This window comes from Mesorhizobium sp. CNPSo 4689 (genome assembly GCF_057784325.1).
In genome coordinates this window covers 110,995-123,783 of the sequence record NZ_JBWLUZ010000006.1, presented here as the reverse complement: position 1 = coordinate 123,783, position 12,789 = coordinate 110,995, and the positions used below count along the sequence as shown (strand labels likewise).

The 12,789-nt window shown below is 64.7% G+C and carries 14 protein-coding genes; 8 read left to right on the top strand and 6 right to left on the bottom strand.

The features are described from left to right. Nucleotides 1–38: 38 nt before the first annotated feature. Entirely contained in the window at nucleotides 39–1,382 is a 1,344-nt protein-coding gene (locus AC04SI_RS12430; protein WP_404277616.1) for a Ppx/GppA phosphatase family protein, read from the top strand. Next, complete coding sequence (locus tag AC04SI_RS12425; RefSeq protein ID WP_488474271.1) at nucleotides 1,379–2,116, top strand: RlmE family RNA methyltransferase; 738 nt, start codon at nucleotides 1,379–1,381, stop codon at nucleotides 2,114–2,116. Before AC04SI_RS12430 ends, AC04SI_RS12425 begins: the two co-directional genes overlap by 4 nt. Nucleotides 2,117–2,153: 37 nt before the next feature. On the opposite strand, the gene AC04SI_RS12420 is transcribed toward AC04SI_RS12425, so the two are convergent. Further along, nucleotides 2,154–3,575, bottom strand: coding sequence for an MFS transporter (locus AC04SI_RS12420; protein ID WP_488474270.1), 1,422 nt, complete (start codon nucleotides 3,573–3,575; stop codon nucleotides 2,154–2,156). Between the two features lie 269 nt (nucleotides 3,576–3,844). Here AC04SI_RS12420 and AC04SI_RS12415 point away from each other — a divergent pair, with 269 nt between their 5' ends. Together AC04SI_RS12415 and AC04SI_RS12410 are read left to right on the top strand one after the other, a co-directional pair. Next, the gene (locus AC04SI_RS12415) at nucleotides 3,845–4,090 is read left to right on the top strand and encodes a type II toxin-antitoxin system prevent-host-death family antitoxin (protein ID WP_488474269.1); all 246 of its coding nucleotides are present in this window, start codon (nucleotides 3,845–3,847) and stop codon (nucleotides 4,088–4,090) included. After that, entirely contained in the window at nucleotides 4,087–4,542 is a 456-nt protein-coding gene (locus AC04SI_RS12410) for a PIN domain-containing protein (RefSeq protein ID WP_404277624.1), read from the top strand. Before AC04SI_RS12415 ends, AC04SI_RS12410 begins: the two co-directional genes overlap by 4 nt. A gap of 29 nt (nucleotides 4,543–4,571) precedes the next feature. On the opposite strand, the gene AC04SI_RS12405 is transcribed toward AC04SI_RS12410, so the two are convergent. Then, nucleotides 4,572–4,715 (bottom strand): hypothetical protein, encoded by a 144-nt coding sequence (locus tag AC04SI_RS12405; protein WP_404277626.1) that lies wholly within the window; start codon nucleotides 4,713–4,715, stop codon nucleotides 4,572–4,574. On the opposite strand from AC04SI_RS12405, the gene guaB reads away from it, so the two are divergent. The 3 genes from guaB (at nucleotide 4,702) to AC04SI_RS12390 (ending at nucleotide 7,230) form a co-directional block, all read left to right on the top strand. Continuing rightward, nucleotides 4,702–6,204 carry an IMP dehydrogenase gene (guaB, locus tag AC04SI_RS12400; protein WP_404277628.1) on the top strand — a complete coding sequence of 501 codons (1,503 nt, stop codon included), beginning with the start codon at nucleotides 4,702–4,704 and terminating at the stop codon, nucleotides 6,202–6,204. The two genes, AC04SI_RS12405 and guaB, sit on opposite strands and share 14 nt — an antisense overlap. Before the next feature lie 61 nt (nucleotides 6,205–6,265). Beyond that, complete coding sequence (locus tag AC04SI_RS12395; protein WP_488474283.1) at nucleotides 6,266–6,814, top strand: hypothetical protein; 549 nt, start codon at nucleotides 6,266–6,268, stop codon at nucleotides 6,812–6,814. After that, the gene (locus AC04SI_RS12390; RefSeq protein ID WP_404277630.1) at nucleotides 6,811–7,230 is read left to right on the top strand and encodes an MAPEG family protein; all 420 of its coding nucleotides are present in this window, start codon (nucleotides 6,811–6,813) and stop codon (nucleotides 7,228–7,230) included. The genes AC04SI_RS12395 and AC04SI_RS12390 overlap by 4 nt, the downstream gene beginning before the upstream one ends. An 18-nt stretch (nucleotides 7,231–7,248) precedes the next feature. Here the strand turns inward: AC04SI_RS12390 and rnd are convergent, their stop codons facing one another. From rnd to AC04SI_RS12375, 3 genes are all read right to left on the bottom strand, one after another. After that, nucleotides 7,249–8,400 (bottom strand): ribonuclease D, encoded by a 1,152-nt coding sequence (gene rnd / locus AC04SI_RS12385; protein ID WP_404277633.1) that lies wholly within the window; start codon nucleotides 8,398–8,400, stop codon nucleotides 7,249–7,251. 73 nt (nucleotides 8,401–8,473) lie between these two features. Then, nucleotides 8,474–9,718, bottom strand: coding sequence for an MFS transporter (locus AC04SI_RS12380; RefSeq protein ID WP_006205954.1), 1,245 nt, complete (start codon nucleotides 9,716–9,718; stop codon nucleotides 8,474–8,476). 156 nt (nucleotides 9,719–9,874) lie between these two features. Continuing rightward, nucleotides 9,875–10,336, bottom strand: a complete 462-nt coding sequence (locus AC04SI_RS12375) for an Lrp/AsnC ligand binding domain-containing protein (RefSeq protein WP_404277636.1) — start codon at nucleotides 10,334–10,336, stop codon at nucleotides 9,875–9,877. A gap of 129 nt (nucleotides 10,337–10,465) precedes the next feature. Here AC04SI_RS12375 and AC04SI_RS12370 point away from each other — a divergent pair, with 129 nt between their 5' ends. Continuing rightward, entirely contained in the window at nucleotides 10,466–11,461 is a 996-nt protein-coding gene (locus AC04SI_RS12370; protein WP_404277638.1) for an ornithine cyclodeaminase family protein, read from the top strand. A gap of 74 nt (nucleotides 11,462–11,535) precedes the next feature. Here AC04SI_RS12370 and AC04SI_RS12365 read toward each other — a convergent pair whose 3' ends face one another. Further along, nucleotides 11,536–12,768, bottom strand: a complete 1,233-nt coding sequence (locus AC04SI_RS12365) for an MFS transporter (protein WP_404277640.1) — start codon at nucleotides 12,766–12,768, stop codon at nucleotides 11,536–11,538. Nucleotides 12,769–12,789: the final 21 nt, after the last annotated feature.

Here is a 12,789-nt window from a genome sequence, read left to right as displayed (position 1 = left end):
TCCGGTCTCCGGTTCGCGCGGCGCCGGAAGGAACTGAAGTGGAAGACCACGACACCGGCGCTGGTGCGCCGGCAGTGGGCGTGTCCAGGGCATCGCCGACGCCGCTAGGTCAGGCAAGCCCATCCGCCGGGCGGCATCACGATCGCCATGCGGGGCCAGGCAGCAGACATGCTGATGAGGCGGGCGGGGCCCAGCACCAGAAAGGCAAATCAAGAAAACGGCGCAAGCGCCGGCGCGGCCGCAAGGTTTTCGCCCGCGACGACAATCCTGCCGCGAAGGCACCGGCGCCAGCCGCCAGTGTCGCGCCGGTCACCCGTCAGCCCGAAGCCGCGCCTTCGCCGGTAGCGGCCCGGCCGCAGCACGGCCGGCCGCCGATGCAGGAACTGCCGGTGTTCGCCGCGCTTGATCTCGGCACCAACAATTGCCGCCTGCTGGTCGCGGTGCCGACGCGCCATGGCCAGTTCCGGGTTATCGATGCCTTTTCGCGCATCGTCAGGCTGGGCGAGGGGCTCACCGCCAATGGCCGCCTCGGTCAGGCCGCCATGGACCGCGCCGTCGAGGCGCTGAAGGTCTGCGGCGACAAGCTGCGCAACCGCAAGATCAGGAAGGCGAGGCTGATCGCCACCGAAGCCTGTCGCTCGGCTGACAATGGCGTCGAATTCCTCGAGCGCGTCGAGCGCGAGGCGGGGCTGAAGCTCGAGATCATCGACCGCCAGACCGAGGCGCGGCTTGCGGTATCGGGCTGCGGCTCGCTGGTCGAGCGAGACACGCAAGGCGTCGTCCTGTTCGACATCGGCGGCGGCTCTTCCGAAATCGCGCTGATCGACCTCACCGGGCATCGTTCGCCACGGCTCGCCAACCACATCGTCTCCTGGACCTCGCTGCCCGTCGGCGTCGTGTCGCTGGCCGAGCGCTTTGGCGGTCGTACCGTGACGCGCGAGATCTTCACCGCTATGGTCGAGGATGTCGCGGTCCGGCTGAAGGCCTTCGACGGGCGCGACCGGCTGGCACATGTGCTCGCCAGTCCGAATTTCCACCTGCTCGGCACCTCCGGCACGGTGACGACGCTGGCCGGCGTCCATCTCGACCTCGAACGCTACGACCGCCGCCGCGTCGATGGGCTGTGGATGGATCGCGACAGTGTCGACCGCATGGTCGAAAAACTGGTCGGCTGGGATTTCCAGCAACGCGTCGCCAATCCCTGCATCGGCGCCGATCGCGCCGACCTGGTGCTCGCCGGCTGCGCCATACTGGAAGCGATCCGGGCCGTGTGGCCGTCCGAGCGGCTGCGCGTCGCCGACCGCGGCCTGCGCGAAGGCATCTTGAGCGAGCTGATGGCCGATGACGGCGTCTGGCGGAACGATGGGCGCGGCCGGCAATGAGCAAGAAACCGGAAAAGCCAGGTTCATCCGGCATCCGCGTCCTGAAGACGCGGATCAAGAAGAAAAGCGGCCTCAAGGAATCGTCGCGCCGCTGGCTGCAGCGCCATATCAACGACCCCTATGTGCAGCGCTCCAAGGCTGATGGCTATCGCTCGCGCGCGGCCTACAAGCTGATCGAGATCGACGACAAGCACCATCTGTTGAAACCCGGCATGAAGGTCATCGACCTCGGTGCCGCCCCCGGCGGCTGGTGCCAGGTTGCGGCGGCGCGGACGAAGTCCACGGCTGACAATCCGCATGTCGTCGGCATCGACTATCTGGAAATGGATGCCGTGCCCGGCGCGCCGGTGCTTTTGATGGATTTCCTCGACCCCGAGGCGCCGCAGAAACTCGCCGAGGCGCTCGGCGGCGATCCTGATATCGTGCTCTCCGACATGGCCGCCCCCACCACCGGCCACAAGCGGACCGACCATATCCGCACCATGCATTTGTGCGAGGTGGCGGCGGACTTCGCGCTTTCGGTTCTGAAGCCCGGCGGCCATTTCCTCGCCAAGACTTTTCAGGGCGGCGCCGAGAACGAATTGCTCGCCATGCTCAAGCGGAATTTCCGCTCGGTCCACCACGTCAAGCCGCCGGCGTCGCGGGATGAATCGGTGGAGCTGTATTTGCTGGCGAAGGATTTCAAAGGGCGAGAACTCCCACCTTCGTCATCCCAGGGCGAAGCAGGAGCGTAGCGACGTCGCGGAGACCCTGGGATGACGAAGTCGTGGATCAGTTCCCCGGCGGGCTGACCGGCTCCAGCACCTTGGGCGTCGTCAGCCTGCCATGCCCCGACACGGCGTTGCCGGCATCGGGCGCCAGCCGCATGAACGACAGCGATGCGGCCGCCGATATCGCCGCCACGATGAACAAGGCGATGTGGAAATCACCCAGCGTCAGCGGTCCGCCGTGGATCGATGTCGACACTTCCAGGACGCCGCCCGCGACGGCCACGCCGAGCGCGATCGACAACTGCTGGAAAACCGCGGTGATGGGCGTCGCCTTGCTGGTGTCGGCAGCCGCAACCTCGGCATAGGCCAGTGCATTGACGCCGGTGAAGAACATCGAGCGGATGAAGCCGCCGACCAAAAGCATGGCGAGCATCAGCACATAGGGCGTGTCGGGCGTGAACAGGCCGTAGACGGCAATCGATGCCGCCGCCACCAGCGAGCCGACGATCAGCACGCGGCGGAACCCCGCCACCCGGAAGATCAGCGCGGTGACGAATTTCATGCCGATGGCGCCGATCGCCGAGACGAAGGTGATCATGCCCGACTGGAACGGCGTCAGCCCAAAGCCGATCTGGAACATCAGCGGCAGCAGGAACGGCACCGCGCCGATGCCGATGCGGAACAGCGAGCCGCCGAGCACGGAGGAGCGGAACACCTGGTTGCGGAACAGCTCGAGCGCCAGCAGTGGGTTTTGGGCGCGGCGCGCGTGCAGGAGATAGAGGGCGCCCGAGATCAGCCCGACGGCCACGGTGATCAAGCCGGCAAGCGGCGGCAGCGCCGGCAAGCTGACCACCGACAGGCCGAAGACGACGCCTGACGCTGCCAGTCCGCTCAGCACGAAGCCGATGAAATCGAGCGGCGGCGTCTCGGTTGCTTCGGTTTCCGGCAGGAAGCGCGTGGCAAGCCAGATGCCGATGAGCCCGATCGGCACGTTGATCAGGAAGATCCAGTGCCAGGTGAAATAGGTGGTGATGAAGCCGCCGATCGGCGGCCCGACAAGCGGTCCGACCAGCGCCGGAACGGTCAGCCAGGACATGGCGGCGACCAGCTCGCTCTTCGGCGTCGCGCGCACCAGCACCAGCCGCCCGACCGGCGTCATCATGGCGCCACCTATGCCTTGCAGGAAGCGCGACACGACGAAGGCCGGCAGCGAATTGGAAACCGCGCAAGCGACCGAACCGACGATGAACACCGCGATCGCGGCGCGAAAGACATTCTTGGCGCCGAAGCGATCCGCCATCCAGCCGCTGATCGGAATGAAGATCGCCAGCGACACCAGATAGGCCGTCAGCGCCAGCTTGAGCGCGATCGGGCTGGTGTGGATGTCGATGGCGATCGCCGGCAGCGACGTCGCGATGACGGTCGAATCCATGTTTTCCATGAAAAGAGCGACCGCCAGGATGAGCGGAATGGTGCGGTTCACAAAACGCGTCCGGACTTGATTTTCTGTGTCGTCGACCGGGGGCAAGCCGACACCAGGGGCGGTTATCATGCCTCGGTCCGGATGTCGCATTAATTTGCTGTCACTTTTGTGCGACCGTGCCAAACGGCACTTCTCGAAACGGCATACCATCACACCCGGAGATGAGACCGTCATCGCGGGGGACCTCTGCGGCCACGCAACCAAGAATCGCTTGCGAACGGTGCCGCTCGTCACTACTGTAGTGAATATAACTACTATATGAGCGTACCATGGAAGAAGCCGTTTCTGCAGCCGATGCCAACCGCAAATTCTCCCTCATCCTGCGCGGTGTCCGCGAAGGACAAAGCTATGTTGTGACCAGCCACGGGCGGCCTGTCGCGCGGATCGTGCCTGCGGACAGGCACGAGGGCGTGGCTTCCAGATCGCGCACAACGCTGCTGTCGCGCCTGGAACGCCAGCCCGTCGTCGATGCCGGACGCTGGACACGCGACGAGCTCTACGAGGATGAGGGGTGAAGGTCGCGCTCGACACGAATATCCTTGCCTATGCGGAGGGCGTCAACGGCGCCGGGAAGCGCGACATCGTTCTCGAATTGCTCCGCGACGTTCAACAAGAGGCTGCCTTCATCCCTGTTCAGGTGCTCGGTGAACTGTTCAACGTTCTCGTGCGCAAGGCCGGAAGAACGCGTGCCGAGGCCCGTGACGCTCTTCTCGGGTGGCGCGATGCGTTCCCGGTTGTCGGGACTACGCCCGAGGTGATGATGATGGCAGCGGATCTCGCGACCGATCACCATTTCGGCATCTGGGATGCCACCATTCTCTCCGTCGCCTCACAAACGGGTTGCCGGCTGCTGCTTTCGGAAGACCTGCAGGACGGCTTCACCTGGGGCGGTGTAACGGTTGTCGATCCTTTTGCATCGCGGCGTCATGCGTTGCTGGATGCATTCCTGGGAAAGCCCGTCGAATAGGCCAGAATGCGCCGGGCGATCCGACCGCATCACAATGCAATGATCGGCTTTTCATCGGCGCCGCGACGTGTTACCAGCCAGCGCCAATCCTGAAAGGGAAGAAACGAGTCGGCGCTGTCCATTACGGTCCAGCGCTTTTTTGTATTCCGAGGGCTGGCCATGGCAAAAATCATCGAAACGTCCACCGGCGCGCTGGCGCTGACCTTTGACGACGTGCTGCTGCAGCCCGGCCATTCCGAGGTTATGCCCGGCGAGACCGACATCCGCACCCGCATCGCCGGCGACATCGACCTCAACGTCCCGATTCTCTCTGCCGCCATGGATACTGTCACCGAGGCGAGGCTCGCCATCGCAATGGCGCAGGCCGGCGGTATTGGCGTCATCCATCGTAATTTCTCGCCGGCCGAGCAGGCCGAGCAGGTGCGGCAGGTGAAGAAATTCGAATCCGGCATGGTGGTGAACCCCGTTACCATCGGTCCCGACGCCACGCTCGCCGACGCGCTGGCGCTGATGCGGACCTACTCGATCTCGGGCATTCCGGTGGTCGAGAACGGCGGCGCGGGCGGCCACACGGTCGGCCGCCTGATCGGCATCCTGACCAACCGCGACGTGCGTTTCGCCTCCGACCCTGCGCAAAAAGTCTACGAACTGATGACCCGTGAGAACCTGATCACGGTCAAAGAGAATGTCGACCAGGACGAGGCCAAGCGTCTGCTCCATCAGCACCGCATCGAAAAGCTGGTCGTCGTCGACAAAAATGGCAATTGCGTCGGCCTGATCACCGTCAAGGACATCGAGAAGTCGCAGCTCAACCCGCACGCCACCAAGGATGCGCAGGGCCGCCTGCGCGCCGCCGCCGCCACCAGCGTTGGCGATGACGGCTTCGAGCGCGCCGAGCGGCTGATCGATGCCGGCGTCGACCTCTTGGTCATCGACACCGCGCACGGTCATTCGCAGCGGGTGCTCGATGCCGTCACCCGCGCCAAGAAGCTGTCCAACTCGGTGCGCATCCTGGCCGGCAACGTCGCCACTGCAGAAGGCACGCAGGCGCTGATCGATGCCGGCGCCGACGCCGTCAAGGTCGGCATCGGCCCGGGCTCGATCTGCACCACCCGCATCGTCGCCGGCGTCGGCGTGCCACAGCTTTCGGCCATCATGTCGGCGGTCGAGACGGCGCACAAATCAGGCGTCTCGGTGATTGCCGACGGCGGCATCAAATATTCGGGCGATCTCGCCAAGGCGCTCGCCGCCGGCGCCAGTGCGGCCATGATCGGCTCGCTGCTCGCCGGCACCGACGAGAGCCCGGGCGAGGTCTATCTGCACCAGGGACGTTCCTTCAAGGCCTATCGCGGCATGGGCTCGGTCGGCGCCATGGCCCGCGGCTCCGCCGATCGCTACTTCCAGGCCGAGGTCCGCGACACGCTGAAACTGGTTCCGGAGGGCATTGAAGGGCAGGTTCCCTACAAAGGACCTGTGTCCGGCGTACTGCACCAGCTTGCGGGCGGCCTGAAAGCCGCTATGGGTTATGTCGGCGGTCGCGATCTTGCCGATTTCCGCGACCGCGCCACTTTTGTGCGCATATCCAACGCCGGACTTCGTGAAAGCCACGCCCATGACGTCACGATCACCCGCGAAAGCCCGAATTATCCGGGTGGACTTTGATCAGGCCGATCAACGGGATCGCTATGCATTCTGGCGTAATCTGACGGCGACTGTGCTCAGGCTGTCGCGCCACGCCGCCGCGCTTTGTATCGCGACGGCGGCGGTCTTCGTCGCCATGACGGCACTGGAATTCCTCTATTTCCGTAGCCTGAGCGGCGGGCTGCCGTCGCTCGACATGCGCCTTACCGGCTTCACCCCCGACGAGGGCATGGCCTGGCTGACGGCGCTTGGCCGGCGCGGCGGCGAGATCATTCTGGTCTGGCACTACCTGACCTTCGATCTGCTGTTCCCGGCGTTGCTGTCGCTGACCCTGGTCAGCCTGATTCTGGCAACCGGACGGCAGCTGAGGAATTTCCGGGCAATGATCGCGCCGGTTCAGGCACTGTTCGCGCTGGTGCTCGTGCTGCCCTACACGCTCGCCGATTACGCGCAGAACTTCGCTGTGGCGCGGCTGTTGTCCGACTTCCAGTCGGCCAATCCCGATTCGCTCGCTTTCGCCTCGGCGCTGACCGTCACCAAATTCGCGCTGCTGGCGATACCCTTCGCCGTCATCGCGGTCTTTTACCTGGCGGGGCAGCGGCGATCCGCTGAGGGCGGGGAGCAATCGTGAACCAGACCGCGATCTTCTGGCCTGTCCTGGCGCATGTGCTGCTTGTCTATATCGTCTATCTCGTGATGGCCCGTCGCCGGTATTTCGCCGTCAAGTCCGGCGAGGCCAAGGTCGGTCAGTACAAGGTGCGTTCGACCGAGCCGGCCTCCAGCGTCACCGTCGCCAACAATCTGATCAACCAGTTCGAACTTCCGGTGCTGTTCCACGCGCTCTGCCTGGCGCTTTTCGTCACCAACGGCGTCAACTTCCTGACGCTGGCGCTGACCTGGATCTTCATCCTGTCGCGCTATGTCCATGCCTGGGTGCATCTGACCAGCAATCGGGTGATGCTGCGCAGCCGCGCCTTTTTCTTCGGCGCGGTTGTCCTGCTGCTGGCCTGGATCTGGTTCGCGTTTCATTTACTCGGGGCGGTCTGAGCCGCGCCAGCGCAGTCGCTACAGATCGAACAGCGCGATCTTGCGCTTGTCGAACTTGATGCCGATCTCGCCGCGCACCAGCTTGAGCGCCGCTTCGCCGAACACCGCGCGCCGCCAGCCCTGCAGGGCCGGCACGTCGGCGGCCTCGCCCTCGGCAGCGATGCGGTCGATGTCGTCGCTGGAAGCCAGCACCTTCGACGCCACGCCTTCCTTTTCGGCGACGATGCGCAAAAGCACTTTCAGCAGCTCCGACGCGGCATTCGAGCCTTCCGGCGGCTGGAAACTCTTCGGCAGCTTCGGCATCGCTTCCTTCGGCAGCGCCAGCGCGGTGTTGACCGCGCCGAGCAGGGCGGTTGCCGTCGCCGAGCGTTCCCAGCCTTTCGGCGTGGTGCGCAGGCGGCCAAGTCCCGCCGCATCGCGCGGCGCCTGCTGCGCGACCTCGTAGATCGCGTCGTCCTTCAGCACCCGCCCGCGCGGCACGTCGCGTTCGCGCGCCTCGCGCTCGCGCCATGCCGCCACCGCCTGCACGATCGCCAGCTCCTGCGGCTTGCGCAGCCGCATCTTCAGCCGCTTCCAGGCGTCCTCAGGATGCGGATCGTAGGTCTCGCGCGAGGTCAGCACCTCCATTTCCTCGTTCAGCCAATGGGCGCGGTTTTCCCGCACCAGTTCGGCGCTGAGGTGCTGGTAGACCTCGATCAGATGGGTGACGTCGGCCAGCGCGTAGTCGAGCTGCTTGTCGGACAAGGGACGATGGCGCCAGTCGGTGAAGCGAGAGGACTTGTCGAGCCGGGCGCCGGTGATGCGCTGCACCAGCTGGTCGTAGGAGACGCTGTCGCCGAAGCCGCAGACCATCGCCGCCACCTGTGTGTCGAACACCGGATGCGGCACGAGATCGCCGAGATGGACGATGATTTCGATGTCCTGCCGCGCCGCGTGGAAGACCTTGACCACCGCTTCGTTGGCCATCAGCCGGAAGAATGGTTTCAGGTCGATGTCCGGCGACAGCGGATCGATCAGCGCCGTCACACCGGGCGCCGCCATCTGGATCAGGCAGAGAATCGGCCAGAAGGTCGTTTCGCGGATGAATTCGGTGTCGACGGTGACGAAATCCGACTTTTCGAACGCGGCGACAACGGTCTCGAGTTCACTTTGGGTGGTGATGACGTGCATCAAATCGCTTTTGGCAACATATTAGGTCTCTTTCAATTTCAGCCGCGCGGGCTTTCGTCAAGCCGCCGCACGGTCATGTGTCCGTCGATCCATCGGAATCACCGTTCCGCCGCGCCAGCCGCGCAAACACCGTCGATGTGCGCAACAGCGCGGTAAACCGGCTGCGGTGGCCCGCCGGCACGCCGGAGCGCACCTGCATCCGGTAAAGGATCACGATGATGAGAATGGCGTACACGACAGCGGTGAAAACAAACAGGGCGCCCGGTCCGAAATACTGCATCGCCGTCGAGGCCGCGAACGGGCCGCCGATGGCACCGAAGGAATAGAACAGCATCAGCGCCGCGTTGATCAGCACGAATTCGCCCTTGTCGGCGCGATCGTTGGAATGCGCCGCCGACAGCGAATAGAGCGGCATGGCGAAGCTGCCGAAGATGAAGACGATGACGAAGTTGAGGAACGGGTCGTTGCCGGGAATGAACGCCAGCACCAGCGCCGCGAGCATGGCGCAGCAAGTCGTCGCCAGGAGCACCGTGCGCCGGTCTCGGCGGTCGGAGAGGTAGCCCAGCGGATACTGGATGAGGGCCCCGCCGAAGATGCCGACGCTGACGAAGGTGACGACGTCGGCCACCGACATGCCGAGCTGTTCGGCATAGACCGGCGACAGCGTACGGAAGGCGCTGTTGGTGACGCCGACGCAGATGCAGCCGAAGCAACCGAGCGGCGAAATCCGCCAGACGCGCGCAAGGTCGAGCTTGACGTCTTCTGGCGGCGTCGGGTTGGAGCGGTCGCCGAGCGACACCGGCACCAGCGACAGCGTGATCATCATCGACATGATGGCGAAGATGGTGAATCCGCCGGCGCCGAAGACCGGGATCAGGAACTGCGCTGATGTCACCGAGCCGATATCGACCATGCGGTAGATGGCAAGCACGCGCGCACGGTCCTTGTTGGTGACGCCGGAGTTGAGCCAGGCTTCCATGACGGTGAACAGGCCGGCGAAGCAGAAGCCGCCGGCAAAGCGTACCGCGCACCACATCACCGGGTCGATGACCAAAACCAGCAGCAGCGTGCCGGCCGATGCGGTCGCCGCCAGCGCGGCGAAGGTCCTGACATGGCCGACCGCCTTGAGGATGCGGGTGACGGCCAGGCAGCCGAGCAGGAAGCCGGCGAAGTAGAACGTGCCCAGCAGGCCGATGATCGTGGCGGAAAACCCTTCCTGGGCACCACGCAGCGCGATCAGCGTGCCCTGCAGCCCATTGCCGCCGAGCAGAATGCCGGCGGCGATGAGGAGCGGGATCAGCGGGCGGATGGAGGACATGCAGGGAGGTGGTTCACTTGTCTTTGCCTCTTATTGAACCATCGCCCCCTCCAATGCCAGCGGCAATTCCCCGCGGCGGTCACGAGACGATTGGCGCCTTGGCTTGAATTTCGGCTTTGGGGAAGGCGGACGTTGCCTCTACACCACACATTTGATCTAGATCGGCAACAAGGCGTCGGGCTTCACATTGGCGATCGAGGCGTAGGTGTGCGTTTCCCGGACCCCGGGCAGCGGCAGGATTACCCGTTGCAGGAAGTCCTGGAACATTGCCATGTCGGCGATGCGCGCCTTGACTAGGTAGTCGAAGCCGCCAACCACCATGTGGCACTCGATGATCTCGGGCGCCTGCAAGACCGCCTCGGCGAAGCGGTCGAAGACATGCGGCGCCGTATGGTCGAGCCGAACCTCGATGAAGACGAGTTGTGCCTGCCCGATCCTGGCCGGGTCGAGGACGGCCCGCACGGCCCGGATGAAGCCTTCACTGAACAGCCGCTTGATGCGCTGCGAGGCGCCCGTCGGCGACAGCCCGACCCGGCGGGCCAGGTCGAGCGTCGTGCGGCGGCCATCCTCCTGCAACAAACGCAACAGCGAGCGGTCGATACGGTCGAGATTGTCCATTTCAGGATTCACACTTTTTGGCCAGGAATAGCGTGATAGTCACGCTAAAATAGTCAAAACAACATATTTCATCACGCTGTCAGGTGGCAATACCGTTGGCGGGCAACTCAACCAGCCAAGGCAAGACCCATGACATCAGCCATATCGAACTCCCGCAACGCTCAGGCCAAGGGCGACACGCCAGTGCTCATCTTGAGCGAGGCCGAGGTGAAAACCTGCATCGACCTCCGTCAGCTTCTCGACGTGCTGGCGGACGGCTTCGAGGCGCTGTCTGGCGGCAAGGTCGTCAATCCGGCGCGGCCGCAGCTCGACATTCCCCAGGCAGGCTATTCGCTGGCGATGCCGGCCTGGATGGCGGGCATGCATCTGACGGTGAAGATCGTCAACGTGTTCGAGGGCAATATCGCCAAAGGTATCCCCAGCCATCTCGCCACCATCCATCTGTTCGACCCGCAGACGGGATTACCGGTCTGCGTCATGGACGGCACCTACATCACCGCCGTACGCACCTCCGGCTCGGCCGTGCTCTCGGTGCGCGAACTGGCCCGGCGCGACGCCAAGGTCGCGACAGTGGTGGGCGCAGGCGTCCAGGCCGGCCAGCACCTGCGCCTTCTGCCACTGGTCCGCGACTTCGCCGAGATCCGCGTTGTCGCGAAGGAGTTCGTGGATGCGCAGGCGCTTGCCGCACTACATCCGGGTGTTGTTGCCGTCAGCGATGTCGAGGCCGCGGTGCGCTCGTCGGATGTCGTCTGCTTGGCAACGCATTCCTATGAGCCGGTGATTTCAGCCGAATGGGTGAGACCCGGCACCCACGTCTCGTCGGTCGGCGTCGCGCCACCCGGCGGCGAATTGCCGGTCGAGCTTGTCGGCAAGGCCGGCCTCTTCGTCGAGACAAGCGACGCATTCGCCCCGACGCCGGTCGGCTCCTGCGAATTGGCCGGGATCGACCCGGAAACCGGAACCGAACTCGGCGAGCTACTGCTCGGGCTACGGCCGGGACGGGTCAGCGCCGACCAGATCACCGTCTACAAGGCAATGGGCGTTGCCATGGAGGACATGGTGACGGCCGACCTCGCCTACCGCGAGGCGATTCGCCGGGGAATCGGGGGCGTCGCTTCGCTGTAGGGGTGGCCGCCACGATGCGCCACATATGGGAAAGCGGGCCGTGATGGCGATCGACTTGATGATGGGCGAGCCGTTCACGCCTCACCGGCCTCTGCCAGTATCTTCTTCTGCCTCGGGTCAGGCGCTTCGCCCGCTGGCATTACGGCCTTCTCCGAGGGCGCCCTTCGCCCAAGCGACCCTGCGGTCAGCAGGCTGAGCGCTATGAACGGGATGCCGATGGCAAAGGCCGAGCGGATCCCCCAATGGTCCGAGACGAAGCCGAGCAGCGGCGGGCCGAGCAGGAAGGCGACGAAGGAAATCTGCGACAGCGCTGCGACATTGATGGCCGCGGGGCGATCCGTCCGCTGGGCGGCCGCGGAGATCGCCAGTGGAAACAGCGCGCTGCTACCGATGCCCAGAAGGGCGAAGCCCAGCATGGACACGAACGGGGCAGGCGAGAGGAAGACGAGCAGCACGCCCGCTGCCATGCTGGCCAACAGCACACGAGCCACGCCGCTTGGCGAGTGGCGGTCGACGAAGCTGTCGGCAAAGAAGCGCGTAGTCGCCTGCGAGAAGGCGAACAGCGCCACAGTGAATCCGGCGACAAAGGGGCCCGAGTCGAACACGGTGCGCATGTAGATCGCCGACCAGTCGATGCTGGCGCCTTCCAGGAGCATCGCCGACAGCGTCACCGCGACGAGCACGAGGATCGGCAGTGTCGGCCTTGCCAGTCTGGGCGCTTTGTCGCCATTGCCGGCGAAGCGGCTCGGCGCCGGTTCGTAGCCGCCGAGAAACAGCGCCATCGATATCGCCACCATCGGCACGACAAGAGCCAGATGCAGTTGCGGCGATATGCCGAGATGGCCGAGCGCCGCGCCGAACAGGCCGGCGCCGAAGAAGCCCATGCTCCAGAACGAATGCGCCCGGTTCATGATCCGGCGTTTCAGCAGGAATTCCGTTCTGTCGGCCTCGACATTGAGCATGATCTCGATGCTGCCGATCATCAGGCCCACCGGAAAAAGCATCAGGAACAGCGCTACAGGCCCCGGCGCATGCACCGCGATGGCATAGGCTGCGGCCACCAATGGCACCAGCCCGAGCAGCGCGCGACGGAAGCCGACCCGCTCCAGTATCGGCGTCGCCAGCGTCAGCGCGGTCAAGGTGCCGATCGGCGTTCCGATCAGGCTGAGCCCGAGCGTGCCGTCCTCTATGCCCATGGCGTGCTTGATGTCTGGCAGCCGCGGAAAGATGTTGCCCATGGCGAACGAATAGATCGCAAACCCGGCATAGACCCGGTGTTGAGGGGCAAGGCTGAGGCCAAAGGTCATCGCGGTGCTTTCAACGAAAGA